Genomic DNA, 25398 nt, shown 5'->3' with positions numbered 1-25398 from the left:
TGACGACTAAGGAGGTCGAAGATTCTATGACTAAAGAAGAACTGGTAAGCAAGCTGACAGCTGCAGTCGGTGATACCCCCTACGGCAAGGAACTGATCGAAGAAGCTGAAAAGACATTCGGCGACAGTGAACACAAGTATGGATGGGACATGAAAGACCGTCTCGACTTACGTCTGGCTATCCTGAAAGCCTATGCCCGGATCGACAAGACATTCGGAAAAGAGGCCCGCGAGACCGCGGATGAGGATAAGATCGCGATCATCGACAAAGCTCTGAAGGCAATTGAATAACGGTACGGAACGAAAATCCGTATTATTGAGAATATAAACGAGGTACATACAATGACAAAAGATGAAATGATTGCAAAACTGACACCGGCTATCGGCGATACTGCATATGGCAAGGCTCTGATCGAAGTCCTGGCTGACACATTTGACGACGCTGACAAGAAGTACGGACAGGATGCGCTGGACCGCATCGACGACCGTCTGGGCTTCCTGAAGGGCTGGGAAAAGAAGCACGCTGCCATGGGCGAAGATGCCAAGGCTGCTGCTGAAGCAGACAAGGTAGCTGTCCTGGAAAAAGCACAGGCTGCTCTGAAGTAAGAATTCGAAGACAGAAAAAGAGGCAATATATCATGACAAAAGATGAAATGATCGCAAAACTGACACCGGCTATCGGTGATACTGCATACGGCAAGGCTCTGATCGAAGTCCTGGCTGACACATTTGACGATGCTGACAAGAAGTACGGACAGGATGCGCTGGACCGCATCGACGACCGTCTGGGCTTCCTGAAGGGCTGGGAAAAGAAGCACGCTGCCATGGGCGAAGATGCCAAGGCTGCTGCTGAAGCAGACAAGGTAGCTGTACTGGAAAAAGCACAGGCTGCTCTGAAGTAAGAATTCGAAGACAGAAAAAGAGGCAATATATCATGACAAAAGATGAAATGATCGCAAAACTGACACCGGCTATTGGTGATACTGCATATGGCAAAGAGCTGATCGCTGCTCTGGAAGCCACATTCGATGATGCCGACAAGAAGTATGGCCAGGACGCTCTGGACCGTCTGCACGACCGTCTGGGCTTCCTGGAGTACTACATGAAGCGCGATGCTGAAATGGGCGAAGAAGCAAAGTCTGCTGCTGAAGCTGACAAACTGGCCATCGTGAAGAAGGCCGCTGCTGCCCTGCAGTAAGATCTCTTAAGAAATCATGTCAATCAGATCCGGTTCCAGACCGGAGCCGGATCTTCCCTGTTTAAAACAGAAACAAAATAAAAGAGGTAAAAATATCATGGAAAACAAAATGACCAAGGCCGAAATGGTTGCAAAGCTGGAAGCTGCTGTCGGTGATTCCGCTTATGGCAAAGAGCTGATCGCTGCTCTGGAAGCCACTTACGACGATGCTGACAAGAAGTATGGCCAGGACGCACTGGACCGTCTGCACGACCGTCTGGGATTCCTGGAGTACTACATGAACCGCGACGCTCAGATGGGCGAAGAAGCAAAGTCCGCTGCTGAAGCTGACAAGCTGGCCATCGTGAAGAAGGCCGCTGCTGCTCTGCAGTAAGATCTCTTCATTCAAACACGCAAGGCAGGAGGTGTCGATATGACCAAAGATGAACTGGTACGCGCACTGAAGGAAGCCGTTGGGGGAACTCCCTATGGCGATGCAATTGTCGAAGAGGCAGCCGCTGATTTCGGCGATGCAGACAAAAAGTACGGCCAGGACATGAAGGACCGTCTCGATGAGAAACTCGGTGTCCTGAAAGCTTATGCCCGCATCCACAAAGATGCCGGGGAAGAGGCGAAGGCCACAGCCGAGGACGAGAAAATCGCCATCGTCGAAAAAGCCCTTGCAGCTCTGAAATAAGACAGATCAAGACGACCGGGACATCCCCGGTCGTTTTTTCAAAACACAGCCGGTCTGTGCCTGTACGGGCTGCCTGCGCAGGGCGGCACAGAAACCGGCATTGCATACGACAAGGAGGAACCCTTATGCAGCTCCCGGGATTCGGGGATACATCCGATCTTCAGACCTACACGGCTCTGCCGCCACTGGTGTTTGAAGACAGCGAATATCTGTTTCTGATGACCATGCCCAGTTTCGATTCCGAAGCACGCAAATTCTACTTTGCGGATACCGGCAATCATTTCTGGAAGGTCATGGCCGCGATTTACAAAATGCCGGCGGAGACCAGCGAAGAACGCACGGCTCTGTGCAAGGCAAACAAAATCGCCATCTGGTCTGTGCTGAAATCCTGCAAACGGCATCTGTCTCAGCAGGATACGACAACGGATGAAGTGTACAATGACATGGCGGGGTTCCTGAAGGAGCATCCCACGATCAAAAAACTCATCTGTGTATCAAGGATGGCCGAACACGAAATCGACCGGGAGAACTGGAACTTCCCGGCGGATGTCCAGGTCTGCTACGTGCCTTCTCCCTCGGGAGCGGATTTCATGTACGAACACCTGGATGAACTGGTACCGCTGTATGCCAGGGCCCTGGATCGGGCCCAGGAAGTGCCGGAGAACTGGTACTGATTCCAGAAGCAGTGACAGCTGCCTGTCTTGTGGCGTACTCTGATGTCAGAAAGCCGGACAGGTTTTAAGCCGGTGGCCGCTCATGCAGCCTCCGGCTGTTTTTGACAGAAGCGGCACAGGGCTGGACAGATCATGGACTGGTCCGTGTTTGGTGAGCAGCAAAGGAGATGGAGAGATGAAACTGTATTGGGCGAAAGTGAAGGACGGGGCTCGGATCCCTTCAAAGCGGCGGGAAGATGCGGGGTATGACCTGTATCCCTGCTTCGAGGAAGACTGGCTGGAAATCGGGCCCATGGAAACCCGCATGGTGCCTATGGGGATCGCGAGTGCCTTCGATCCGGGCTATGTAATGATTCTCAAGGAACGGGGGTCCACGGGAACGAAGGGGATTGCGCAGCGCTCCGGGGTCATTGACTCCGGATACCGCGGGGAATACCTGTGTCCGGTGACGAACCTGAATGAAAAACCGCTGCGGATTATCAAGGAACAGGCCCAAAAAGCCCTGGATCTGAAGGAAGCGGAGTCCTTCCTTCTGTATCCCTATGAAAAGGCACTGTGTCAGGCCATTCTGCTTCCGGTGCCCGAACCGGAGGTGCAGGAGCTGCGGTTCGAAGACCTGCAGGATATCGCCAGCGAGAGAGGAGCGGGACGCCTTGGATCTTCAGGAAAGTAACCGGCTGGCGTCCGTGGTCATGCGCGCAGGGCTGATCCTGCTGGAGAGTGGGGCGGAAATCTACCGCGTGGAGGACACCATGAACCGCATCTGCCTGAGTTTTCCCGGTGTGGCACAGCCCGAGGCCTTCGTGACACGGACCGGTGTCATGTTTTCCTTCAAGGCACACGAACGGATCATCACCCGTGTGGTCCGGGTGCAGCACTATGACACGGATCTCTCGAAGGTGGATGAAATCAACAGCCTCTCCCGGCATGCATCCGCCATGACCCTGAGTCAGATGGAACGGGCACTGGACAAAATCGATGCCCAGAAGGGCTATCCCTGGTGGGTGATCGCCCTGGCAGGCGGATTCTGTTCCGTGGGATTCGGCATGATGGATGGTGCCAGTCTGCAGGGCCTTGTGGCGGCTTTCGGGATCGGCCTCATCATCTGGCTGGTGGACGGGCTGCTGCAGAAGACATTCATCAACGGTCTGCTGGCCACGCTGATTTCGGGGTTTCTCTGCACGTGGCTGCCCATGATGGTGCAGGAGTACCTGATTCCGGAACTGGATGTCGGATCGGCGGTCGTGGCTGCGATTGCCCTGCTGGTGCCGGGACTGGCCATCACCAACGGTATCCGCGACACGATTTCGGGAGACTATCTCTCGGGTCTGGCCGGCACGACGGAGGCCTTTCTGGTGGCGATCGCCATTGCACTGGGGTGCCTGACGGCGATGATGGTGGGCGCATGAACACGATTCTGGTATCCGCGGCCGGCGCATTCCTGGCGGCGTCCATGTATTCGGTGTTCTTCGATGTCCGCCGCTGGAACATTGTCTGGTCCGGTGTCATTGCGGGCAGTGCCTCGGTTGCCGGGAGCATCTGCCGGGTGAACGGGGCCAATGAAATCACGTGTACCTTCATCAGTGGACTGGTGTTTGCGGGTCTGTCGGAGGTATTTGCCCGGATCTGCCACACACCTGTGACGACGTATCTGCCCAGTGTGCTGATGCCCTTTGTGCCGGGGCGGCTGATGCTGTATCTCATGGGCGAAATCGTGCAGGGGCGACAGAGCGGTGCCATCGGCAAGCTCATTGAGATCCTGTCCATTTCCGGGGCCCTTGCCCTGGCGATCCTGATCATGGGCACGGTCTTCGGCCTGACGAGCCGGATCCGGGCTGCGATGCACCGGCGGAAGAAACTGCAGGAGCAGGACTGAGCAGACTGTCATGGCCGCGGTGTTGAGGAAATGCCGGCGCGGTCAGCTGGAGACCCTGGAGGACTGCAGACAAGAAGGGAGAGCACCTGGTGGAGATGCTCTCCCTTTTCAAATCTGAATGGAAAGCCTGTGGCATGAATCCGCGGGCGGACTATGTTTCCGGGATCATTTCGTGGAAAAGGAGGCTTTGGGGACCTCAGGAAAGCGGCGGGAAGTCCTCGAGGGTCAGTTCCGTCAGGTCCGACAGACTCGGATTCTCCACATTCATGAGCCGTCCGGCCTGCCGGCTGATGGCGTTTTCCAGCCAGGTGCGCATGGTTCGCCCGTTGGCAAAGTGCCGGTCGGGATGATTCATGTAGCCCTGGATGGTTTCTTTCAGTGCCTTTTGCGCATGGACGGGAATCGTGTACTCCATGTCCTGCGCCAGGGACAGCAGGATCTCCATCAGCTGATCCGGGGTGTAGTCCTCGAAGGTCAGTGTGGTGCCAAAGCGGGACCGGAGGCCGGGATTGGATTCCAGGAATGTCTCCATTTCCATGGGATATCCGGCGGCTATCACCACCAGGTCATCCCGGTGGTCTTCCATCAGTTTCAGAAGCGTCTCGATGGCCTCTGTCCCGAAGTCACTGGGGGAGGATGGCTTGTACAGGCTGTAGGCTTCGTCAATGAACAGGACACCACCAAGGGCAGCGCGGATTTTCTCTTCCGTCTTCTGGGCGGTCTGGCCGATATAGCCAGCCACCAGATCCGGGCGGTGGACTTCCACCAGCTGGCCCCGGGAAAGGACCCCCATTTCCCGGTAGAGCCGGGCTATGAGCCGTGCCACGGTGGTTTTCCCGGTCCCGGGATTTCCCTCAAAGACCAGGTGACGGGAAACGGCGGGCACTTTCATGCCCCGGGATTCCCGGATCTTCGAGATGCGCTGCAGGGCAGCGAGACGGTGGACCTGTTTCTTGACGGAATCCAGTCCTGTCATGTCATCCAGTTCAGCCAGCAGTTTCCGGGCTTTGGGACTCAGGGCAAAGTTCTGGTCCTGCGCCTCGGGCAAGGAAGCGTCAAGTCCCTTCCAGATCCGCTCCAGAAGTCTGGTATTGGGGGTGCCAAAGGCAGGATCCTGTGCCTGGAACCGGCGGTCCAGTTCCTCGAATTCCCCAAAAAGATCTGCGGCCGTCCCACCGTCAGCCGGCAGAACAGGTGCTTCTGACTGCATGTCAGCGGGCAGAATGGCTTCCAGCTGTTCTTTTCCTTCTCCCGGCCCGTATTTTTGTTCAAACAGTGACATCAGCTGCCTGCGCAGCATCTCCGGTGCCGGAAAACCAGTATCTGTTTCCAGATACCGGGCTGTTCCCATGGCTGTCAGAATGTCGTTCTTCAATGTATCGTGAATGGTTGTCATACAAGTATTATAGACACCCTGCGTGTGACAGACTGAGACGGAACATTGCGGGACAGCCCATGTGAAACCGAAGCGGCTGCTTACAGATATCGGCCGGTTTCTTTCATTCTTTTCCATCATTGCTTTGAGTTCCTTGTTTGGAAATGGATAATAGGAGAGTACGAAAGAGGGAGGATCAGGAATATGAAACTCAGTGACATAGATTTCAGTGCCATTTCCCGGATGATGAACGGATTGTCCGATGATGAGCGGGCGCAGCTGGATTCCATGGCCAATGACATGATTGCCAGCATGCAGCCGAAGCCGGAAGAGGAAGAACCTTCGGTGGACTACAGTGAAGGGCTGGGTCTGAGTGACATCTACCAGGAACTGGACGGACGGACCCTGGACTTTCTGGAACAGGCCTGGGATCTGGAGTCATTCTACGAAGACACCGAGGCGGATTTCAGTGCCAGTGTCCTGTTCCTGCAGAAAGCACTCCTGAATGAACTGCGTCATCACACCCTGGAAGCCCGGATGATGAGCCTGCCGCAGATCATGCAGCTGGAGCAGTGGCAGGACCTGCAAAGTGCGCTGCTGCCGGTGCAGACAGCCCTGTATCGCGCTGAATATGATGTTGTATCGCGTGAGGAACTGCAGGCGGTGAAGGCCCAGGTGCTGCCCCTGCTTCTTGAGGTGGCCGGTCTGCAGGAAGAGATGCCGGAGGAGCAGGGATGATCCGGGCAGCCAGACGGGTGCAGGAGATCCAGGGGGCCACATTTGCGGACCTGGACCGGAAGAAGAAGAGATTCACGGACCGGACGGGTCTTCCGGTGATCGATTTCTCCATTGGCTCATCCAATATCCCGCCCATGGATACAGTGAAGGAAACCCTGAGTCAGGCTGTGCAGGAAGATGCCGCCTGGCAGTATTCCCTGGGCCCCCTTCCGGAGATGATCGAGGCTGTCCAGGACTGGTACCAAAACCGGTACGGGGTGGACCTGGAGGCGGATGAAATTTTCCTGCTGAAAGGCAGCCAGGAGGCACTGACCCATGTCCCGCTGGTCTATTGCGACCCCGGGGATACAGTCCTGATTCCGGATCCCTACTATCCGATTTACGGGACAGCTCCCCGTCTGGCCGGGGCGGCTGTGCAGTTTATGCCCCTGAAAGAAGAGAACGGGTACCTGATCGATTTTGATGCCATTGAAAATCCGGATGAGGTCAAACTGATGTATGTGAGCTATCCGGGCAACCCCACAGGAGCTGTGGCCAACGATGCCTTTTACGAAAGGCTGGTGCAGTTTGCCACAGATCATGACATCATCGTGCTGCATGACAACGCCTACAGCGAACTGGTGTTTGAGGGGGAAACCGGCAAAAGCTTCCTGGCTTATCCCGGCGCCAAAGAGGTGGGCATTGAGCTCAACAGTTTCTCCAAGTCTTATTCCATGGGAGGTGCCAGACTGGCTGTCCTGGCAGGCAATGCCGAACTGGTGCAGGCGTACCGGAAGCTGCTGGATATGACGGATTTCTGTGTATTCCCGGCCATTCAGCAGGCGGGAATCTGTGCCCTGAAGGAGGGACAGGCCTTCACGGAACAGGTGCGTAATGAATATCGGCGTCGCCGCGACTATCTCATCGAAAAAATGAAGGATGCCGGCTGGAACATTGCAGTCCCCAAAGCCACGATGTTTGTCTGGGCGAGGATCCCGGCCTGCTGGTCCAGCGCCCAGGCCTTTACGGATGCCCTGGTGGACCAGGCCGGTGTACTGGTCAATCCAGGATCCAACTTTGGCAAAGAAGGAGAGCGGTATGTCCGCCTTGCCCTGGTCCGCAGTGACGGGGAAGTGCAGGAAGCGGCCAGACGGATCCGGGAAAGCGGACTGCTGGAAACCGGCGACCGGAGTCAGTAACGTCAGATCTTTTTACAAAACGCTGTATCAGTTGGAATCAGGCAAAAATTCTGCCCCCTCCAGTGTGAGGAGGGCTTTTTTGCGTTCCAGACCTCCGGCATAGCCGGTGAGCCGCTGGCACTGTCCCAGGACGCGGTGGCAGGGAACGAGAATGCAGACCGGGTTCTTTCCCACTGCCTGTCCCACAGCCTGGGCAGCCATGCGGTCGATTCCGCGGCGGTCTGCCAGGATCCTGGCAATCTCTCCATAGGTCATGGTCTTTCCTGCCGGAATGGTCTGAAGGATGGCCCATACTTCTTTCTGAAAGGGGGTTCCCTTGAGATTCAGAGGGAAATCCGGCTCAGGACAGCTGCCTGAAAAATACCCGTCAAGCCACTCTGCGGCCCTGGCGGTGATGGGACCGGGCCGGACTGCCGTATCCGATGCCTGTTCGGGAGAAAACCGGACTGCCGTCAGACCGGCTTCATCGGCCTCCAGAATCAGGATTCCCAGAGGCGAGTTGTATAAAACGGATTCAGCGGCGGGGAAATCGGGTGCTGTTTGATACATGTGGATACTCCTTTTCTTTTTTGCTTGCTTTCCTCCGGATAATAACATATTGTTTCCTCAGGTGACAGCGGTTTCAAACAAAATGTTTCCGTCAGATGGAATGATGCAAAAAACAGGAAGCAGCCGGGACAGCCGCTTCCTGTCATGTGCAGTTTGGTCATTCAGACGCGGATGGTTTCCATCCATTTCCGGGAGGCGAACACCCCTGCAGTAATAGCCAGCCGGAGCACCTCTTCCAGCGAAAGAAGGGCATAGACCATTGCCACGGGAAACCCGGCCTGCCCCGCCCAGATGGCCACCGGAACGCCCATTCCCCATGTGCCGGTGATGTCGATGGCAAGCACCCAGGCCGTTTTTCCCCCGCTGCGCAGCACTCCGCCACCCAGAACCATGTTCTGCGTTTTCACAATGGAGAACAGGGCGAAAACCAGAATCAGCTGCTGACACATCTGCCGGACGGATTCATCCACAGAATACAGCCGGACATAAAACGGGGCCCCCAGACAGAGCAGCCCTGCCAGGATCAGGGACCCGAACAGGGAATACCGGATCAGTGACAGGGAATCCTGCCATGCTCCTATCCTGTCCTGTGCTCCCAGCCGCTGCCCAATGAGGATGGCGGCAGCCTGGCTGAACCCGGACAGCAGCCCCATGGTCATGGACTGCAGGGGGACGGTCATGGTCATGGCGGCCGAAGCGCCGGTTCCCATGTGGCCGTACACCATGGAGTAGATGTTTTCACCCAGACTCCAGAGAAATTCGGTAACCACCAGCGGCAGAAGGATCACGATGACGGTTTTCAGTCCGGCAACGGCAGGCATCAGGCCAAACCAGGGCAGGTTCCGGCGGACCAGGCACCAGGTCATGACGGCCATGAGGATCTGTGCAAGCAGAGACGCCAGGGCAGCCCCCTGCACACCCCAGCCAAACCCGAAAATCAGCAGGGCATTCAGGGCTGTGTTGGCCAGTATGCCTGCCCCGCTTGCATACAGGGGCGAGACAGGATGGCCGCAGCAGCGAAGGACCACGGAATACAGGGATGTCACCGTCGAAAACGGGAGTGACCAGGCAAAAATCCGCAGATAGCCGGAAGCCAGGGAAATCACGGTGGCGTCCGGACTGTACCATCCCATGATCGTGCCGGGGAGGATCGTGGATACCGCGAAAAAGAGACCGGAGACAGCCAGCGAGATCAGAAATACCTGGGAGAAGGATTGTTCCAGAGCCCGCCGGTTGGCCTGTCCCTCATACTGGGCTGTCAGGATCCCGGCAGCCGAGGCACACCCGGCAATGACCATGAGCGCCAGGGACAGAAACTTTCCCCCGAATCCGATGGCCGTGATGGCCGTTTCTCCCAGCTGGCCGATCATGACCTGGTCGACCACGGAAAAGGAACTCTGCACCAGCGACTGAAGGGCTACCGGCAGGGCAATGGTCATGACGGTTCTAAAGAATGGTTTTCGCATAGCCGGTACTCCTTCTGACGGTCAGCTCGACATCGATGAGATGGGACGCCGGGTCTTCAAACAGGGAAGCAATGGCGGTTTCTGCCTTGGCTTCCAGGTCCTGGGCAATGGTAGTCAGTGGCGGAACGGCCCAGATCCCGGCCTCAATGCCATCAAATCCTATGACAGAGAGATCTTCGGGAACCCGGATGCCCCGTTCATGGAGAATGCAAAGCAGCTCCATGGCCTGGCGGTCGCTGACACAGAACACAGCTGTCACATGGCTGAAATCATGCTGCCTGAACTGCTCCCGCATGACGGTCCGGTCACCGCTGATCATGAACAGATCGGTCTGCAGACCGGCATCCCGGATTCCCTGGATCCGCTCGAAATCGTCGCAGATCATGTTCGTGGTGGTGCACGTCACCCGGCTGTGGCCCAGGGATTTGAGGTGCTCTCCTGCCAGACGGCCGCCCTTTCGGTCCTGGACCGTGACAGAGGAAAACCCGGCTTCACGAGAAAAGGCATCACAGGCCGCCAGAGGAATCTTCATTTCCTGACGGAGCGAGACGTAATCCGCATCGCAGAAGCCGGACACAACCAGACCAGTCATGTTCCACATGGAGGCAAACTGCGCGGCTTCTTCCCAGGTCCGGGCGGTCTTGACGAGGAGTTCCAGACCATGGCGCACAGCTGCCCGCTGCAGAAAGCTGATGAACCGGGCATTGTACGGATCCTCCAGGGGGTGGCCACTGTATTCCGGATGATCGTTCACCACCAGCCCCACCATGCGGGACGGATTCCTGCCAAGAAGCACTTCTGCGCGCTCTGGCAGATATCCGGATCCTTCCACGGCTTCCAGGACCCGGATCCGGGTGGCCGGTGATACTTTGCTGTCTTTGCCGTTGAGGACATTGGAGACCGTCGCCACAGAGAGGCCAAGGGCGTCCGCAATGTCCCGCAGTCGTATTTTTTCCATGACTTCATGATAAGGAAGTGAAAGAAAGGTGCCAAGCGTTAAATCGTTAACCTGGTTTACCGGATGGGTGGCAGAATGCAGGCAGTCCCGGCGGTGAGCCGGTCAATCTGCACAAAGAAAAATCCGGAGCAGGCTCCGGACAAACTGGTATGTGTACAGGGTCGATGGTCATCACGCAATGATGCTGAAGACCCAGGTCCAGAAGGGCATGGTGAACAGTGACAGCAGCGTACTCACAAACACCATCTTCGAGGCAAACGCCGGATCCCTGTGATACTTGTCTGCCAGCATGACCATGGTGCTGGCTGCAGGCATGGCAGATTCCAGGATGCAGACATTGGCTGCCAGAGCCGGAATGGGCAGAAACCGAAGCAGGAGCAGGACACCCGGCATGATCAGAAGGCGGAAAACGGAATAACCGATGGACAGCCTGTCAAACATGTGACGTACATGCACATCCGAGAGAATGGTGCCGATGACGATCATGACCAGCGCTGTGTTGCAGTTGGCTACTGCATTGAGGGTGCTCTGGACAGCAGCCGGCAGCACAAAACCGCTGTTTTGCGCAATGAGCACAAGAACACCGATATAGACAGCCACGACACACGGATGGAGTGCGGCTTTTTTGAAGGCGTCCTTCCGGCTGGCTGTGTGGGAATACAGTGTGATGCCATAGGACCACATCATGATGCGGACAGGGATCATGAAGACACTCGCGAACAGCAGCCCTTCCTCGCCAAATGCCGCTTCGGCAATGACCATGCCCAGGGTCCCGGCGTTGTTCACCACTGTACCATACTCCAGGTTGGTGCGTATGGCTTCATCCCGGATGCCTTTCCAGACAAATTTGTTGAGCAGGATGCATCCGATCTGAATCAGGACGGACAGCACAAGAACTGCGAACGTGGACACCAGGATTTCATGTGTCATTTCCAGCTGAAAGGACCGGATGATGGCCGCAGGCAGGACCAGGTCCATGACCAGGCTGGACAGGGAAAAACGGGCCTGTTTGTCCACGAGTTTCAGCCGGCCCAGGATCCATCCAATGGCCAGCAGCAGAAATATCTGTATCTGTAAGTTGAGCATTTCCATACAGTCAATGATGAAACCAAATCCTGCAAAATGGTGTCTCAGATGCCCGCGAGGATACAGTCGGATACCAGTCTGTAAACCGGGAAGCGCTGTCTTCTGTCCCGGAAATACAAAAAAGCAGGTTCCGGGGAACCTGCGATGAGGGTTTATGCCTGAGCCGCGGCTGCGGAGTCATCCGCCGGTCTGTTGAGGATTTCCATGAATTCCTCGCCGGTGATAGTCTCCTTTTCGTACAGATACTTCGCCAGCTCATGCAGCTTCATGATGTTGTCGCTCAGGATTTTCGTGGCATCCGTGTAGGCACTGCCAATCAGGGCAACCACTTCCACGTCAATCTTTGCCGCAGTCTCGTCACTGCAGGCCAGGGATGTGTCACCGCCCAGATAGGCGTTGTTCACAGACTCCAGGGCCGTCATGCCGAAGTTCTCTGACATGCCCAGTCTTGTCACCATGGCACGGGCCAGCTTTGTGGCCTGCTCAATGTCATTGGCAGCACCGGAGGTGATGGAATGAAACACCAGTTCCTCCGCCGCCCGGCCGCCTGTATACGTGACAATCCGCTGATAGGCTTCTTCCTTTGTCAGAAGATTCGTTTCCTCGGCTTCCACCTGCATGGTGTAGCCCAGTGCACCCTTGGTCCGGGGAATGATGGTGATCTTGTGCACCGGAGCCGCGTTCTTGGATTTCGCGGCCACCAGGGCATGCCCGATTTCGTGATAGGCCACGATCATGCGTTCCCGGGGAGAAATGACTGCGCCTTTCTTCTGCTCGCCGGCAATTACGATTTCGATGGCTTCCTCCATGTCCCGCTGCGTCACCTGTTTGCGTCCATCCCGGACAGCCAGCAGGGCACCTTCATTGACGATGTTTGCAAGGTCTGCACCGGAGGTACCGGCAGCGGCCCGGGCGATTTCGTTGTAGTCAATGGAAGGAGACGCCTTCACGTTTTTCGCATGGAGCTTCAGGATATCTTCCCGGCCCTTCAGATCCGGCAGTTCCACCGGGATCCGCCGGTCAAACCGGCCGGGTCGTGTCAGGGCAGGATCCAGTGTTTCGGGCCGGTTGGTTGCGGCCAGCAGGACCACGCCTTTGGATCCATCGAAGCCATCCATTTCCGCCAGAAGCTGGTTCAGGGTCTGTTCCCGTTCGTCGTTGCCGGAAATGCCGCCGGCATCCCGCTTTTTGCCCACGGTATCGATCTCGTCAATGAAGACAATGCATGGGGCTTTCTCCCGGGCCTGTTTGAAGAGGTCACGGACTTTTGCCGCACCGCGGCCCACGAACATCTCCACAAACTCCGAACCGGAGATGGCAAAGAAGGGAACACCGGCTTCACCGGCCACCGCCCGGGCCAGCAGCGTCTTGCCGGTTCCCGGAGGACCCACAAGCAAAGCGCCCTTGGGCATCTTTGCACCGATTTCCTGGTACTTTTTCGGGTTTTTCAGGAAGTCCACGATTTCAATCAGATTGTTCTTGGCTTCTTCCTGACCCGCCACGTCGGAGAATTTCGTGTTGGTCTGCTCTCCTTTGTAGACCTTGGCATTGGACTTGCCCAGGCCGTTCATGCCGCCGAACATTCCGCCAAAGCCACCGAATCCGCCACCTTTGTCCTGGTCATCACCGGGTGTGAAGGACATGGAATCCGAAGCCTGCGACATCTTTTTTTGCATCCGCCTGAAGAACCAGTATCCCAGTCCCCACAGCAGCAGCCAGGGCAGGAACAGTGAGAGCATGGAGTACAGGAACGGGGACGTCGTGCTGGGTTTCACGGCGCTGAATTCCACACCGGCTTCCCGCAGGCGATTCACCAGGTCCGGATCGTTGACCGCCTGGGCTGCATAGGTTTTTCCGTCCTCTCCCTTGAGCTCGTAGTAAATGGTGCCGTTGTCGATCTCCGCCTTCGAGACGTCCTTTTCCTCCACTTTGTCCAGGAAGGAAGAGTAGCTCTCCTGTGTGGTCCTGGCTCCCTGCAGCATCGGCCCGATCAGCAGGTTGACGACCAGCAGCACGATCAGCGTGATCAGCCAGTATCTGTACAGAGATTTCTTCTGTTTCGGTTGTCTGTTCATATTCAGTACATCACTTCTTTCTTATGCTTCCGAATAAAAGTCATGCACTCATTATATCTGTTTCTGTCACCCGTACAACGAGAGTGCTGACTATCACTTCATTTCACATAAAGAGAACACGAGAATGCGGCTTATGCCTGGTGCCGACTGCAGGAAGTCCCTGCCGGCACCACAATGCAGACTGCACCAGGGACCGGCGATAACAGCCGTACCACGCAAAAACAGGCAGCCACCTGGATGGCGGACTGCCTGCGGGAGTGTCAGTCACTCGTTGAAATCCATGATGTGGGCAAATTCCCAGTCCTTCTGTTCGTGGCGGACGTATTTGTTCACTTCCTTCTGCACACCGGCAGTGATCGCATGACGCTGACGGGACAGAGCATAGTAAACAGTCAGGATCAGTTCATCCAGATCCTTGGGATCCATCCATTCCAGACTGCTTTCGGGGATGTCGCCGAGCTCCGACCAGATTTTGGCCAGAACAGAGATATAGTTTGCCTGTGTGTCATCTTCCATCAGAGACTCGGCGCGTTTGTCGATCAGTTCCTGAATGTGGGCCCGGATTGCTTCGTGTTTCATGTGTGGCCTTCCTTTCTGTAAACGCTTTCATCTGACTACAGCTTATCCCCAGCGCTGGCAAAACTCAAGCAAAACCCGGCCCGGGTACAGTGGTTGTCCCAGTCTGGTATAATGATGACAGAATTGTGACCCTTTGGAGGAAATGCATATGTCCAAGGACAAGAAAGATAAAAAGAAAAAGAAGAAAAAGGACGGGAAAAAAGGCGGGATGTGCCGGGTGTTTGTCGATTCCGAGAATGTCGGAAATCTGATCCCCTCGACACTGCCGGACAATACCGAAGTATGGTTTTTCCTGTCTGACATCAATGTGTACCGCAAGGTATACGGCCTGCTGGACGATCCCCGCTTTCATGTAGTGGATCTCCTGGAGACAGACAATGAACGGCGCCGGGAGAAAAATGAAATGGACCTGGCCATCATCGCCTTCATTGCGAACATGATCACCGACGGTGTGAAGAAAAAGGACAGATATGTGATACTGTCCTTCGACAAAGGCTATGACAGAGCCATACACCTGCTGTCGGAAGAAAACCCCAGGCTGGACATTTCCCGGGAAACCATGAGCCTTCGCCAGTTTGTGGAGGATACACCCGATCCGCGCAAAGGCGACTTTTTCAAGGGCAGCCTGCCCCGGGATCCCATGCTGCGCCGCAAAGCCGTGACCTGCCAGGATTTCGCAAAATTCCGCGAGACACTGACACCCGCGCAGAGAAAGAGCCTGCGGATCAGCCAGAAAAAGAGTACCGAAAACGGTGCAGCGACCTGGTTCGAATATGACTTCTATGCAGACAAGTACCTGCTGTTTTCCTCCGGCACCCTGGCAGGCACTTATGACTGTCAGGAAGACGGGCAGGCAGATTATGACAGTCTGCTCAGCCGGCCTAAAAAAAAACTCCATCCGGCAAGATCCACACACCGCAGCAGGAGCAGGCGGAAGAAGAAACAGGTTGCGGAACCGAGGCTGCTGGCGTAGATACCGTGCAGCCGGATTCTGTTCAGGCACCCCGGAGCGGGGAAGAGACAGGACAGCAGGCTCCTTTGACCGGAGATGTGCAGCACCATGAGCTGTGGTGCGAAAGCCTGCAGCGGTCCATCCCCATTCATCTCAGACTGCCCGCGGGATACAGGGACAGCCAGGAACGGTATCCGGTCATCTACATGTTCGACGGACACAACCTGTTTCTGGACAGCGAAGCCACCTACGGCAAGTCCTGGAATCTTGATGCCTTCCTGGGCCAGTATGACAAGCCCTTCATCATCGTCGGCCTGGAATGCGACCACAGAGGTAACAGCCGGCTGAACGAATACGCTCCCTGGGACAATCCACGCACCCCCATGGGACCCATCGAAGGAAAGGGAGAACTGCTTTTTGACTGGATCATCCGGGAACTCAAGCCCGTTATAGACCAGAATTACCGGACCTGGCCGCAGCGGGAGGCCACAGCGGTCGCGGGCAGCTCCATGGGCGGACTCATGGCATATTACGGTGTGCTGAAGCACAACGATGTGTTCTCCAAAGCCGCGGCCCTGTCCCCGTCTCTGTTCCTGTACCCCGGTCCGCTGCATGAACTCATCAACAGCGCAGACCTGAATCCCGACACCCGCCTGTACATGTCCATGGGCTCGACGGAACTCCGGCGCAACCGCCGCAGGATCTGGCAGCTGCTGCAGGGGTTCTCCAAGCCGCTGAACCGGAAAGGCATCATGACCCACATCAATTATGTCAAGGGCGGCCGGCATGACGAGGCAAGCTGGGAGAAGGAAAGCCCGGAATGGTTTGACTTCCTCTGGAAGTAGGCACCGCTGCAGCCCGGCGGGTCCGCAGTACTACAAAAAAACGAAACATGAAAAAAGACGGAAGTCCGAACCAGTGTCCCAGGAAGGGAGATCCGGCCCGGGCTTCCGTTTTTGCGCCGCGGCCCTGCAGCCGCTTTCAGTCAGCCTGATCCTGCTGTCAGGACAGGACCCCCGGAATATGGACAGATGCGACAGGATATGAACAGATGCGGCAAAAAACTTCATTTTTCCATATAGCAGGCGATTTCTGCTTCTGTTTCCGGTTCCCGTCCCGATGTTACAGTCAGGGTGCAGAATGAATGCCGAGAGGAGAACTGTATGTCTGAAGTATCATTGAAGAATATCAGGAAAGTCTATCCCAACGGCTTCCAGGCCGTGAAGGACTTCAACCTGGATGTCAAGGATGGCGAATTCGTGATCTTTGTCGGACCTTCCGGCTGCGGAAAGTCCACCACCATGCGTATGATCGCCGGTCTGGAGGACATCACAGAAGGCGACCTGATTATTGACGGCAACCGTGTCAACGACGTGGAACCCAAGGACCGGGACATTGCCATGGTCTTCCAGAACTATGCTCTGTATCCCCACATGACAGTGAAGGAAAACATGGAATTCCCCCTGAAGATCCGCAAGATGCCGCAGGACGAGATCGACAGACGTGTCGCTCAGGCTGCGAAGACTCTGGACCTGGAAAAACTGCTGGACCGCAAGCCCAAGGCCCTGTCCGGCGGCCAGAGACAGCGTGTGGCCATGGGCCGTGCGATCGTCCGCGACCCGAAGGTCCTGCTGCTGGATGAGCCCCTGTCCAACCTGGATGCCAAGCTCCGCGGCCAGATGCGTGTCGAGATCTCCCGTCTGCACGAGCGCCTGGGCGCCACGATGATCTACGTCACCCACGATCAGACCGAAGCCATGACCCTCGGTGACCGGATCGTGGTCATGAGCGACGGCGAAGTGCAGCAGATCGACACTCCGCAGTATCTGTACGATCACCCGGCCAACAAGTTCGTTGCCGGCTTCATCGGTTCCCCCCAGATGAACTTCCTGGACGGGACCGTGACGGAGAAAAACGGAAAAGTGGCTGTCCGTGTCGGAGATACAGACATTGCCATCGACCCGGCCAAGGGCAAGGTCCTGAAAGACGGCGGCTATATGGGCAAAGAAGTGACCATTGGCGTGCGCCCGGAGTATCTGTATGACACACCGGAACACCTGGAGCTGTACAAAGACTCCAAAGCGAAGGCCAAAGTGGCTGTCCGCGAGAACCTGGGTGCAGAGATCTACCTGTACACAGACTTCAACGGAGCACAGCTGACAGCCCGTGTGGATCCGGAATCCAAAACACAGGTGGGCGACGAGGTGGAACTGTCCTTCAACCCCGCCAGGATCCACGTATTCGACATCGAAACCGGCAGAGCCATTGGGTGATCCCGCTCTCCGGCTCTGCACAGTTTCCTGTCAGACGCTTCTGGAATCCGTCAGAAGCGTCTTTTTGTATTCCCTGGGCGACATTTCGTACATTTTCCGGAAAGCCCGCGAGAAATGCAGCTGGTTTTCGTACCCCACGCTGTTGGCGACTTCCCGGATGGACAGCTCCGTGGTCTTCAGCAGATTGGCCGCCTTGATCAGACGGTACTGGATCAGAAACTGCTGCGGGGACTGCCCTGTGGCGCGCTTGAACAGCTTGCCGAAATACCCTCTGTCGATGCCCAGTGTGGCTGCGATGTCTTCAATGGAAAAATCCCGGGTATAGTTCTGCTCAATAAATGTGATTGCCTCCCGGATATAGAAGTCGGCCATCTTTGCGGATTTCCGGGGCTGCCACCGCCTGGTGGATTCCACAAAAGCACTGAAAAACAGAAACAGATGGCCAATGAGATGCAGCGTCGGTTCCTTCATGTGCTGGATCAGGTACAGCATCTCCTGTACCATCAGCTCCCGCTGCTGCGGGGTGTGGGAACGGTATACGGGATCGTCCATGGTCATCTGCGTCCGGTCCAGCGCTTCCTTGACCTGCAGTCCGTCGAATTCGATCCAGCAGTAGGTCCAGGGCTGCCGGGCATCTGCGATGTACGTGGAAATCTGTCCGGGAAAAAGCAGAAATCCCTGTCCGGCGGAAATTTCAAAGGTGTTGGTCAAGTCGTCGGTGCCCGCTGCCATGAGAGTGCCTCTGCCCTCGAGGACATAGTGGAACAGATAGTGATTGCGGGCGGCTGGTCCGAAGATATGACCCGGTTTGCATTTTTCGCGCCCGCATTGATACATATTCAAATCAATGTAATTCTCGTTGCGGAAAATTGAAAACTCGACGTCATTCATCTTAAATCCCCCTCCTTTGTTGAAAAGAATGAAGCAGTTAACCAAAATATATCATTTTTTGACTCAATATCTCGAAAAGCGGTCAAAACACACAATATGATATATCGGCGGATTTCTGGTTCCATTCATTCTTTTCGCGCCATTTTGTACAGTTTTATCAGAAGAAAAAGAAAGGGGACTCAGTCATGAAATGCGCAAAATTGATGACAGCACTGGTATCTGCCTCCTGCCTTCTGGCAGGGTGTGCCTCCGGGCCTGCGGACGACAAAATCCAGATCGAGATCGTGTCTTACAAACCCGAAGCCGCGAAGGTGTTTGAAGAGATCCAGGATCTGTTCAATGAGACTCATGATGACATTCATCTCACCATCAACTCACCCAATGAAGCCATGACCATTCTGAAAACACGGTTTGTCCGGGAAGATTATCCGGACATCGTGGCCATTGGCGGCGACATCAACTACTCCGGATTCCTGGACGCCGGTCTGTTCGAAAACCTCGAAGGGCAGCCGTTCCTGGACAAAGTCAAGGAAGGCTACCGGGAGATCGACAAGCAGCTGGAATTTGTGCCCATGGACGGTGATTATGCTGTTCCCTATGTCGCCAATGCTGCGGGAATCCTGTACAACAGGGAGCTTTTTGAAGAACACGGATGGAAAGTGCCCGAAACCTGGGAGGAATTCACCGATCTGTGCGAGACCATATCCAAAGCCGGTGTCCAGCCCCTGTATGCGGGATACAAAGACACCTGGACCACTCTCGCCCCCTGGAATGCCATGGCGGTGGAACTGGCCGATCCGGACATCTGTCAGCAGGTGAACCGCGGCGAGGCCACGTTCACTGAAGCCTATGACCTCACGGCCCAGAGGATCCGCGACCTGCTTCCCTATATCCAGCCCAACCCCTCTGCCTATGGCTACTCCGATGCAGCCACGGCGTTTGCCAATGAAGAAGCCGCCATGTGGGCCATTGGCAGCTACGCCATTCCCCAGATCCGGTCGGTGAATCCCGACATGGAAATCGGCTCCTTTGTCATGCCGGCAACAGACAAAGCCGAAGACCGGTGGCTGAATTCCGGCATCGACCTGCAGTTCTGTGTCATGGAAGACAGCCCGAACAAGGAAGCCGCCATGGAGGTTATTGACTACCTGTGCCAGGACGAAGTCATGGATCTGTACCTGGCGGACCAGGGCGGCGTGTCGTGCCTGAAGGGAGACTTCGCCATTCCCGAGGAACTGGGGGACATGAAGGAATATATCGAATCCGGAAAAGTCCGGGACTTCCATGACCACTACTACCCCAGCGAAATGGCGGTGGATGCCATGATCCAGACCTATCTGCTGGATACATCCACGGACGCAAAGGAGAAATTCCTGAAAAAATTCGACACAGAGTGGCAGCGCTACAACCGGGACCTGATCCGGCGGCTGCAGGAGGAGAACCAGTGAAACGCAAAATGACACCGCGGGAACGCACCTATGTCAGGATCCTGCTTCCGATCCTGGTGCTGTTCTTTCTGTTCAACACCCTGCCCATGATCCAGGGCTTCATCTACAGCTTCACCAACTACAAAGGCTACGGCTCCTATGACTGGGTAGGCCTGCGCAACTACCTGGACCTCTTCACGGACGAACGTGTGTGGCACAGCTACTTCTTCACCTTCAAGTACGCCATCTGCGGCACGATCCTGGTGAATGTGCTCGCCCTGGCGCTGGCCATCGGCCTGAATGCAAAGATCCGCTTCAAGTCCGCCCTGCGGGGAATCTACTTTATTCCCAATATTCTGGGCGGTCTGATCATCGGCTACATCTTCAGTTTCCTGTTCACCTACATCCTTCCGGCTGTGGGGCAGTATTTCGGCATTTCCTGGCTGCAGAATTCCATCCTGTCCTCCCCGGACACCGCCTGGATCGGTGTGCTGATCGTGGGTGTGTGGCAGGCTGTGGCCATGACCACCATCATCTACATCTCGGGTCTGCAGACCGTGCCGGAAGACGTCTATGAGGCGAGCAAAATCGACGGTGCCGGCAAATGGACGGAATTCCGCAAGGTGACTCTGCCGCTGATCATTCCCTTTGTCTCCACAAACCTGCTTCTGACCACCAAGAACTTCATGATGGTCTTCGACCAGATCATGTCCCTGACCAAAGGCGGCCCGGCACAGTCCACGGAATCCATCTCCTATCTGATTTACCGCAATGGCCTGGATGGCGGACAGTTCGGATTCCAGAGTGCAAACGCCGTGTTCTTCTTCGTGGTGATCGTGGCTCTTTCCGTGATCCAGCTGCGGTCCATGAGCAGCAAGGAGGAACAGCTCTGATGAAAAAGAACAAACTGCTGACATTCATACTGTGCCTGGGCACCCTGACGGTGTTCTTCCCGCTGTACATGGCCATCATCATTGCCTTCAAGCAGCCTTCCGAAATGACCAACAGTGTGGAAGGCGCGCTGTCTCTCCCGAAAACCTGGAGTTTCTCCAACTTTGCGGAAGCCATGCGCGTCACGGATTTCTGGCATTCCCTGGGCAACTCTCTGTTCATCACAGTGGGAACGATCGTTCTGGCGATTCTCGTGTATTCCCTGGCAGGCTATGCCCTGGGCCGGGGCATGAACGGCCGCAAGGGGTTCAAGACCATATACTTCTACATCGTCAGCGGCATGTTTGTGCCCTTCGCCATTCTGATGATGCCCCTGGTCAAGGAGACCGCTCAGATGCACCTGGGCAACCAGTTCGGCGTCATCCTGCTGTACCTGGTGTTCTACATGCCCATGAACGTCATGCTGTATGCGGGGTATATGAAAAACATTCCCATCGTGCTGGAGGAAGCTGCCCAGGTGGATGGACTCACCACGTGGCAGACGTTCTGGAAAATCATTTTCCCCATGATGAAGCCCATGCACGCCACCGTGGCGGTCATGACCGCTCTGGGGACCTGGAATGATGTCATGACCCCTCTGGTCATCATGTCCGGCACAGGACAGAACACCCTGCCCATCGCCCAGCTGAACTTCCAGACGCAGTTCGGCACAAACTACAACCTGGCATTCGCCTCCTATGTCCTGTCGCTGATTCCGATTCTGGTGTTCTACATCGTCTGCCAGAAACAGATCCTCAACGGCGTGGCAAACGGTGCCGTGAAAGGATAAAAACAGACTATGACAAAACAGCGGGACAACAGGGTGATGCTCATCACCTATGCCGACTCTCTCGGAGCAGATCTCAAGGAGCTGAAAACAGCGCTGGATACCTGGTACGACAAAGCCGTCGGCGGTGTCCACATCCTCCCGTTTTTCCCTTCGGGTGCGGACAGAGGATTTTCCCCGAAAACCTATGAGATGGTGGATCCGGCTTTCGGAAGCTTTGCAGATGTGGAAGCCATCGGGAAAGACCGATGGCTGATGTTTGACTTCATGGTGAACCACATCTCCGCCCAGTCGGAGTATTACCGGGATTTTCTGGAAAAAAAGGAAGAGTCCGACTGGAAGGATTTCTTCATCCGGTACTCGAAATTCTGGCCCGGCGGGGCTCCCACACAGGAGCAGGTGGATGCGATTTACAAGCGCAAGCCCCGGGCGCCGTACATCGAGGCACACTTTGCGGACGGCACCGAAGACAAGGTATGGTGCACGTTCTCCGAAGACCAGATCGACCTGGACGTCTCCAGTCCGAAGGTCCTGGAGTTCATTGACCGGACCCTGGATGACATGGCGGACCACAGTGCATCAGTGATCCGGCTGGATGCCTTTGCCTATGCGGTGAAGAAACCCGGCGGGAGCTGTTTCTTCGAAGCACCGGAGATCTGGCAGCTGCTGGACCGGATCGAGTCCCGGATGCAGGCCCGGGGCGTGGAGATCCTGCCGGAGATCCACGAACACTACACCATTCCTCTGAGTCTCGCAGACCGCGGGTACTGGATTTACGACTTTGCGCTCCCGGTACTCACGCTCCATGCCCTGTATACCGGCAACGGCGAATACCTGGCCAGATGGCTGAAGATGTGCCCGAAGCACCAGTACACCACACTGGATACCCATGATGGGCTGGGTGTGGTGGATGTCCGGGACCTGCTGCCGCAGGAGGAAACGGATCGGGTGCTGGACCTGCTGTATGAAAAAGGGGCGAACCTCAACCGGAAATACAGCTCCGAGGCGTATGGCAACCTGGACATCTACCAGGTCAACACCACGTATTATTCCGCCCTGGGCAACGACGATGCCCGGTATCTCATGGCACGGGCGATTCAGTTCTTTGCCCCGGGGATCCCGCAGGTGTATTACGTCGGGCTGCTCGCGGGGGAAAACGACCTGGAGCTCCTGGAACGGACGCGGAACGGCCGGGACATCAACCGCCACGGCTACAGCCTGGAAGAGATTGAGGAAAACCAGAAACGCCCGGTGGTTCAGGACTTGAAATGGCTCATGGAGCTGCGGAACAGTCATCCGGCGTTTGACCTGGAAGGGGACCTGGATGTCGCATCTGAAGACGGCCACCTGCGTATGCTTCGAAGGTCAGGGGATGAAGCCCTGGAACTGGACTGTGACCTTGTTTCCGGCAGGTTTACAATAGAGGACAAGAAACGGGGGAACAGACTTTGGCCATACAGGTAATTAGAGACCGCATTTTTCAGATAGAAACAGAACACACCTGTTACCAGATCCAGGCAGACCGCCACAACATCCTGTCCCATCTGTGGTATGGACCGAAAACCGGCGGCCAGGTCATGGACTATCTGCAGGATTATCCCGATGTGGGGTTTGCCGGGAGCATTGCGGATGCGGGCAATGACCGCACCTACTCCCTGGACACCAGACTCCAGGAGTATCCCTGCGAAGGCACCGGCGACTACCGGATCAGCGCCGCGGGACTGGAAGACAGCCGGGGGCTGGACCTCCGGTACGAAGGATATGAGATTCTGGAAGGCCGCCCTGTGCTGGAAGGACTTCCGCAGATCCGGGAGGCAGGCAATCCCCTGCAGACACTGGTGCTGCACCTGGCAGACAAGGTCACAGAAGTGACCTGTGACCTGTTCTACGTGGTGGATGAAGAAAACGATGCCATTATCCGCAGCGCGCGGTTTGAAAACCGCTCCGGCCGTCCTGTCTGGCTGGACCGCACCGCCAGCCTGTCACTGGATGTGCACCATGGGGAACCTGTGGGCCTGATCACTTTCACAGGAAAGCACAACAAGGAGCGGCAGTTTACGCGCCGGCGCCTGGAGCAGGGAATCGTCTCGGCCGGATCGACCCGCGGGACATCCAGTCACCAGCAGAATCCCGCTGTCATTCTCACAGGACCCGACACCACGGAAACTGCTGGCTGGGCCGTTGGCGCCATGCTGGTGTATTCCGGCAGCTTCCGGGCGGATGCGGAAATGGACCAGCTGGGGCAGACACGGCTGGTTATGGGCATCAACCCCTATGGATTCCGCTGGAAACTGAATCCGGGAGAATCCTTCCAGACTCCGGAGGCGGTGCTGATCCGCAGTGATGAAGGGCTGGAGGTTCTGTCCCTGCGGTTTCACCGCCTCATTCGCCAGCGGCTGATTCCGCCCAGGTTCCGGAACCGGCCCAGGCCTGTGCTGATCAATACCTGGGAAGCAGCGTATTTCAACTTTGACCGGAAGACCATTCTGGACATTGCCCGCCAGTCGGCTGACATGGACATCGATCTTCTTGTTCTGGACGACGGCTGGTTTGGCAGCCGGAATTCCGACAATGCGGGACTTGGGGACTGGGAGGTCAACGAAAAGAAACTCGAGGGCTCTCTGCAGTCCCTCATTGAGGAAGTCAATGCCGCAGGTCTGGATTTCGGGATCTGGATCGAGCCGGAGATGGTCAATGAAGACAGCAATCTCTACCGCACACATCCGGACTGGGTGCTGAAGGCCCCGGGTCGCGGTCCGGTACGCGGGCGGAATCAGCTGGTGCTGGACATGACCAATCCCGAAGTGGTGGACCACCTGTTCCAGGTGTTTTCGAAGCTGCTGACAGACAATCACATCACCTACGTGAAGTGGGACATGAACCGGTCCCTGGCGGACCGGCACTCCGATCATCTGCCGGAAGACCGGCAGGGGGAGGTCCATCACCGGTACATGCTCGGGGTCTATGACCTGCTCGACCGTCTCACGAAAGCCGTCCCGGACGTCCTCTTCGAGGGCTGCTCCGGCGGCGGCGGACGGTTTGATGCCGGGATGCTGTACTACACCCCGCAGATCTGGTGCAGCGATGACACCGATCCCCACGAACGCACGCTGATTCAGTACGGTACGAGCTTCTTCTATCCCCCGGATACCGTCGGCAGTCATGTATCCGCATCCCCCAACCACCAGACCGGCCGGCGGACATCTCTGGACACACGGGCCGCCGCGGCAATGCCCGGCACCTTCGGCTATGAGCTGGATCCGGAGACACTGGATGACCTGGAGCGGGAGGAAATCCGCGGAATGAACCAGCTGTACCGGGATCTGCAGCCGCTGATTTTCCACGGGAGGTATTACCGTCTTACGAATCCGGGCCAGGGAATGGCCCTCTGGCAAATCGCAGATGACGACCGTGTCCTGGTGCAGGGGCTGGTATACGAAACCGAACCCAACGCCCTGCGGCGGCGGGTCCGCTTACGCGGGCTTGATCCAAAGGCAGTGTACAGAGATGCCGATGGTATGCGCCGGACAGGACAGGCCCTGATGACCGGCGGACTCCTGCTGCCGCTGACCTCCGGCACGGATGCCCCCGTGACCGTGATTCTCGAACGGGAAAAGACGCAGTGATCCGCTGCCGGCTTCCGTGCGCATCTCTGTCTAGATGCCTGCTTTTTCCACCCTTTCATCTGACTCACAAATCTGTATGCAAAAA

28 protein-coding genes are annotated in these 25398 nt (G+C 56.3%); 20 read left to right on the top strand and 8 right to left on the bottom strand.

Going from position 1 to position 25398, the window contains the following annotated elements; translation table 11 throughout:
- Positions 1–26: 26 nt before the first annotated feature.
- From aalo17_RS11585 to aalo17_RS11540, 10 genes are all read left to right on the top strand, one after another.
- Positions 27–290, top strand: a complete 264-nt coding sequence (locus aalo17_RS11585; RefSeq protein WP_067559740.1) for an FRAT-87 protein — start codon at positions 27–29, stop codon at positions 288–290.
- Positions 291–341: 51 nt separating this feature from the next.
- Positions 342–605: an FRAT-87 protein gene (locus tag aalo17_RS11580; RefSeq protein ID WP_067559738.1), complete on the top strand. Its 264-nt coding sequence runs from the start codon at positions 342–344 to the stop codon at positions 603–605.
- A 32-nt stretch (positions 606–637) separates the two neighbouring features.
- Positions 638–901 carry an FRAT-87 protein gene (locus aalo17_RS11575; RefSeq protein WP_067559738.1) on the top strand — a complete coding sequence of 88 codons (264 nt, stop codon included), beginning with the start codon at positions 638–640 and terminating at the stop codon, positions 899–901.
- A 32-nt stretch (positions 902–933) separates the two neighbouring features.
- Positions 934–1197, top strand: coding sequence for an FRAT-87 protein (locus aalo17_RS11570; RefSeq protein ID WP_067559736.1), 264 nt, complete (start codon positions 934–936; stop codon positions 1195–1197).
- Positions 1198–1294: 97 nt separating this feature from the next.
- Positions 1295–1570: an FRAT-87 protein gene (locus aalo17_RS11565; protein ID WP_067559734.1), complete on the top strand. Its 276-nt coding sequence runs from the start codon at positions 1295–1297 to the stop codon at positions 1568–1570.
- A 39-nt stretch (positions 1571–1609) separates the two neighbouring features.
- Complete coding sequence (locus aalo17_RS11560; protein ID WP_067559732.1) at positions 1610–1873, top strand: FRAT-87 protein; 264 nt, start codon at positions 1610–1612, stop codon at positions 1871–1873.
- Positions 1874–1998: 125 nt separating this feature from the next.
- Positions 1999–2547: a DNA-deoxyinosine glycosylase gene (locus tag aalo17_RS11555; RefSeq protein WP_067559730.1), complete on the top strand. Its 549-nt coding sequence runs from the start codon at positions 1999–2001 to the stop codon at positions 2545–2547.
- 175 nt (positions 2548–2722) lie between these two features.
- A complete protein-coding gene (locus tag aalo17_RS11550; RefSeq protein WP_067559729.1) occupies positions 2723–3220 on the top strand; it encodes a dUTP diphosphatase in 498 nt (165 codons plus the stop codon).
- On the top strand, positions 3201–3956 hold the full coding sequence (locus tag aalo17_RS11545; RefSeq protein ID WP_067559728.1) for a threonine/serine exporter family protein: 756 nt from the start codon (positions 3201–3203) through the stop codon (positions 3954–3956). The genes aalo17_RS11550 and aalo17_RS11545 overlap by 20 nt, the downstream gene beginning before the upstream one ends.
- Positions 3953–4423, top strand: coding sequence for a threonine/serine exporter family protein (locus aalo17_RS11540; protein WP_067559727.1), 471 nt, complete (start codon positions 3953–3955; stop codon positions 4421–4423). Before aalo17_RS11545 ends, aalo17_RS11540 begins: the two co-directional genes overlap by 4 nt.
- A 196-nt stretch (positions 4424–4619) precedes the next feature.
- On the opposite strand, the gene aalo17_RS11535 is transcribed toward aalo17_RS11540, so the two are convergent.
- Positions 4620–5819, bottom strand: coding sequence for an AAA family ATPase (locus tag aalo17_RS11535; RefSeq protein WP_203225826.1), 1200 nt, complete (start codon positions 5817–5819; stop codon positions 4620–4622).
- Between the two features lie 183 nt (positions 5820–6002).
- On the opposite strand from aalo17_RS11535, the gene aalo17_RS11530 reads away from it, so the two are divergent.
- Entirely contained in the window at positions 6003–6536 is a 534-nt protein-coding gene (locus aalo17_RS11530; protein WP_067559724.1) for a hypothetical protein, read from the top strand.
- The gene (locus aalo17_RS11525; protein ID WP_145907717.1) at positions 6533–7714 is read left to right on the top strand and encodes a pyridoxal phosphate-dependent aminotransferase; all 1182 of its coding nucleotides are present in this window, start codon (positions 6533–6535) and stop codon (positions 7712–7714) included. The genes aalo17_RS11530 and aalo17_RS11525 overlap by 4 nt, the downstream gene beginning before the upstream one ends.
- Before the next feature lie 27 nt (positions 7715–7741).
- On the opposite strand, the gene aalo17_RS11520 is transcribed toward aalo17_RS11525, so the two are convergent.
- From aalo17_RS11520 to aalo17_RS11495, 6 genes are all read right to left on the bottom strand, one after another.
- The gene (locus tag aalo17_RS11520) at positions 7742–8263 is read right to left on the bottom strand and encodes a methylated-DNA--[protein]-cysteine S-methyltransferase (protein ID WP_067559722.1); all 522 of its coding nucleotides are present in this window, start codon (positions 8261–8263) and stop codon (positions 7742–7744) included.
- Positions 8264–8424: 161 nt separating this feature from the next.
- Positions 8425–9729 carry an MATE family efflux transporter gene (locus tag aalo17_RS11515; RefSeq protein ID WP_067559720.1) on the bottom strand — a complete coding sequence of 435 codons (1305 nt, stop codon included), beginning with the start codon at positions 9727–9729 and terminating at the stop codon, positions 8425–8427.
- Positions 9710–10687: a LacI family DNA-binding transcriptional regulator gene (locus aalo17_RS11510; protein ID WP_067559718.1), complete on the bottom strand. Its 978-nt coding sequence runs from the start codon at positions 10685–10687 to the stop codon at positions 9710–9712. Before aalo17_RS11510 ends, aalo17_RS11515 begins: the two co-directional genes overlap by 20 nt.
- A gap of 171 nt (positions 10688–10858) precedes the next feature.
- Positions 10859–11779: an AEC family transporter gene (locus tag aalo17_RS11505; protein WP_075885138.1), complete on the bottom strand. Its 921-nt coding sequence runs from the start codon at positions 11777–11779 to the stop codon at positions 10859–10861.
- 146 nt (positions 11780–11925) lie between these two features.
- Entirely contained in the window at positions 11926–13848 is a 1923-nt protein-coding gene (gene ftsH / locus aalo17_RS11500; protein ID WP_067559714.1) for an ATP-dependent zinc metalloprotease FtsH, read from the bottom strand.
- Positions 13849–14112: 264 nt separating this feature from the next.
- Entirely contained in the window at positions 14113–14427 is a 315-nt protein-coding gene (locus tag aalo17_RS11495) for a hypothetical protein (protein WP_067559712.1), read from the bottom strand.
- Between the two features lie 148 nt (positions 14428–14575).
- On the opposite strand from aalo17_RS11495, the gene aalo17_RS11490 reads away from it, so the two are divergent.
- The 3 genes from aalo17_RS11490 (at position 14576) to aalo17_RS11475 (ending at position 17652) form a co-directional block, all read left to right on the top strand.
- Complete coding sequence (locus tag aalo17_RS11490; protein ID WP_067559711.1) at positions 14576–15400, top strand: hypothetical protein; 825 nt, start codon at positions 14576–14578, stop codon at positions 15398–15400.
- A gap of 5 nt (positions 15401–15405) precedes the next feature.
- On the top strand, positions 15406–16224 hold the full coding sequence (locus aalo17_RS11485; RefSeq protein ID WP_236940480.1) for an alpha/beta hydrolase: 819 nt from the start codon (positions 15406–15408) through the stop codon (positions 16222–16224).
- 318 nt (positions 16225–16542) lie between these two features.
- Positions 16543–17652 (top strand): ABC transporter ATP-binding protein, encoded by a 1110-nt coding sequence (locus aalo17_RS11475; RefSeq protein ID WP_067559707.1) that lies wholly within the window; start codon positions 16543–16545, stop codon positions 17650–17652.
- A gap of 30 nt (positions 17653–17682) precedes the next feature.
- Here aalo17_RS11475 and aalo17_RS11470 read toward each other — a convergent pair whose 3' ends face one another.
- Positions 17683–18543: an AraC family transcriptional regulator gene (locus aalo17_RS11470; protein ID WP_067559705.1), complete on the bottom strand. Its 861-nt coding sequence runs from the start codon at positions 18541–18543 to the stop codon at positions 17683–17685.
- Between the two features lie 185 nt (positions 18544–18728).
- On the opposite strand from aalo17_RS11470, the gene aalo17_RS11465 reads away from it, so the two are divergent.
- Genes aalo17_RS11465 through aalo17_RS11445 form a run of 5 tightly spaced genes read left to right on the top strand, consistent with a single transcriptional unit; the run spans position 18729 to position 25313 of the window.
- Complete coding sequence (locus tag aalo17_RS11465) at positions 18729–19991, top strand: ABC transporter substrate-binding protein (protein WP_067559703.1); 1263 nt, start codon at positions 18729–18731, stop codon at positions 19989–19991.
- Positions 19988–20863: a carbohydrate ABC transporter permease gene (locus aalo17_RS11460; RefSeq protein ID WP_067559701.1), complete on the top strand. Its 876-nt coding sequence runs from the start codon at positions 19988–19990 to the stop codon at positions 20861–20863. The genes aalo17_RS11465 and aalo17_RS11460 overlap by 4 nt, the downstream gene beginning before the upstream one ends.
- On the top strand, positions 20863–21690 hold the full coding sequence (locus aalo17_RS11455) for a carbohydrate ABC transporter permease (RefSeq protein WP_067559699.1): 828 nt from the start codon (positions 20863–20865) through the stop codon (positions 21688–21690). Before aalo17_RS11460 ends, aalo17_RS11455 begins: the two co-directional genes overlap by 1 nt.
- Before the next feature lie 9 nt (positions 21691–21699).
- Positions 21700–23151, top strand: coding sequence for a sucrose phosphorylase (gene gtfA, locus aalo17_RS11450; protein WP_067559697.1), 1452 nt, complete (start codon positions 21700–21702; stop codon positions 23149–23151).
- Positions 23136–25313 (top strand): alpha-galactosidase, encoded by a 2178-nt coding sequence (locus tag aalo17_RS11445; protein WP_067559694.1) that lies wholly within the window; start codon positions 23136–23138, stop codon positions 25311–25313. Before gtfA ends, aalo17_RS11445 begins: the two co-directional genes overlap by 16 nt.
- Positions 25314–25398 lie beyond the last annotated feature (85 nt).

Origin of the sequence: Faecalibaculum rodentium (assembly GCF_001564455.1) — a bacterium.
Lineage (GTDB): Bacteria > Bacillota_I > Bacilli_A > Erysipelotrichales > Erysipelotrichaceae > Faecalibaculum > Faecalibaculum rodentium.
The sequence above is the reverse complement of the archived record's forward strand: the minus strand, read 5'-3'. Positions and strand labels throughout refer to the sequence as shown.

Bases quoted from the DNA above. Each gene is read 5' to 3' on its own strand.
- aalo17_RS11585 (WP_067559740.1), top strand. From the start codon at position 27: ATGACTAAAGAAGAACTGGTAAGCAAGCTGACAGCTGCAGTCGGTGAT.
- aalo17_RS11580 (WP_067559738.1), top strand. From the start codon at position 342: ATGACAAAAGATGAAATGATTGCAAAACTGACACCGGCTATCGGCGAT.
- aalo17_RS11575 (WP_067559738.1), top strand. From the start codon at position 638: ATGACAAAAGATGAAATGATCGCAAAACTGACACCGGCTATCGGTGAT.
- aalo17_RS11570 (WP_067559736.1), top strand. From the start codon at position 934: ATGACAAAAGATGAAATGATCGCAAAACTGACACCGGCTATTGGTGAT.
- aalo17_RS11565 (WP_067559734.1), top strand. From the start codon at position 1,295: ATGGAAAACAAAATGACCAAGGCCGAAATGGTTGCAAAGCTGGAAGCT.
- aalo17_RS11560 (WP_067559732.1), top strand. From the start codon at position 1,610: ATGACCAAAGATGAACTGGTACGCGCACTGAAGGAAGCCGTTGGGGGA.
- aalo17_RS11555 (WP_067559730.1), top strand. From the start codon at position 1,999: ATGCAGCTCCCGGGATTCGGGGATACATCCGATCTTCAGACCTACACG.
- aalo17_RS11550 (WP_067559729.1), top strand. From the start codon at position 2,723: ATGAAACTGTATTGGGCGAAAGTGAAGGACGGGGCTCGGATCCCTTCA.
- aalo17_RS11540 (WP_067559727.1), top strand. From the start codon at position 3,953: ATGAACACGATTCTGGTATCCGCGGCCGGCGCATTCCTGGCGGCGTCC.
- aalo17_RS11535 (WP_203225826.1), bottom strand. From the start codon at position 5,819: ATGACAACCATTCACGATACATTGAAGAACGACATTCTGACAGCCATG.
- aalo17_RS11530 (WP_067559724.1), top strand. From the start codon at position 6,003: ATGAAACTCAGTGACATAGATTTCAGTGCCATTTCCCGGATGATGAAC.
- aalo17_RS11525 (WP_145907717.1), top strand. From the start codon at position 6,533: ATGATCCGGGCAGCCAGACGGGTGCAGGAGATCCAGGGGGCCACATTT.
- aalo17_RS11520 (WP_067559722.1), bottom strand. From the start codon at position 8,263: ATGTATCAAACAGCACCCGATTTCCCCGCCGCTGAATCCGTTTTATAC.
- aalo17_RS11515 (WP_067559720.1), bottom strand. From the start codon at position 9,729: ATGCGAAAACCATTCTTTAGAACCGTCATGACCATTGCCCTGCCGGTA.
- aalo17_RS11510 (WP_067559718.1), bottom strand. From the start codon at position 10,687: ATGGAAAAAATACGACTGCGGGACATTGCGGACGCCCTTGGCCTCTCT.
- aalo17_RS11505 (WP_075885138.1), bottom strand. From the start codon at position 11,779: ATGGAAATGCTCAACTTACAGATACAGATATTTCTGCTGCTGGCCATT.
- ftsH (WP_067559714.1), bottom strand. From the start codon at position 13,848: ATGAACAGACAACCGAAACAGAAGAAATCTCTGTACAGATACTGGCTG.
- aalo17_RS11495 (WP_067559712.1), bottom strand. From the start codon at position 14,427: ATGAAACACGAAGCAATCCGGGCCCACATTCAGGAACTGATCGACAAA.
- aalo17_RS11490 (WP_067559711.1), top strand. From the start codon at position 14,576: ATGTCCAAGGACAAGAAAGATAAAAAGAAAAAGAAGAAAAAGGACGGG.
- aalo17_RS11475 (WP_067559707.1), top strand. From the start codon at position 16,543: ATGTCTGAAGTATCATTGAAGAATATCAGGAAAGTCTATCCCAACGGC.
- aalo17_RS11470 (WP_067559705.1), bottom strand. From the start codon at position 18,543: ATGAATGACGTCGAGTTTTCAATTTTCCGCAACGAGAATTACATTGAT.
- aalo17_RS11465 (WP_067559703.1), top strand. From the start codon at position 18,729: ATGAAATGCGCAAAATTGATGACAGCACTGGTATCTGCCTCCTGCCTT.
- aalo17_RS11455 (WP_067559699.1), top strand. From the start codon at position 20,863: ATGAAAAAGAACAAACTGCTGACATTCATACTGTGCCTGGGCACCCTG.
- gtfA (WP_067559697.1), top strand. From the start codon at position 21,700: ATGACAAAACAGCGGGACAACAGGGTGATGCTCATCACCTATGCCGAC.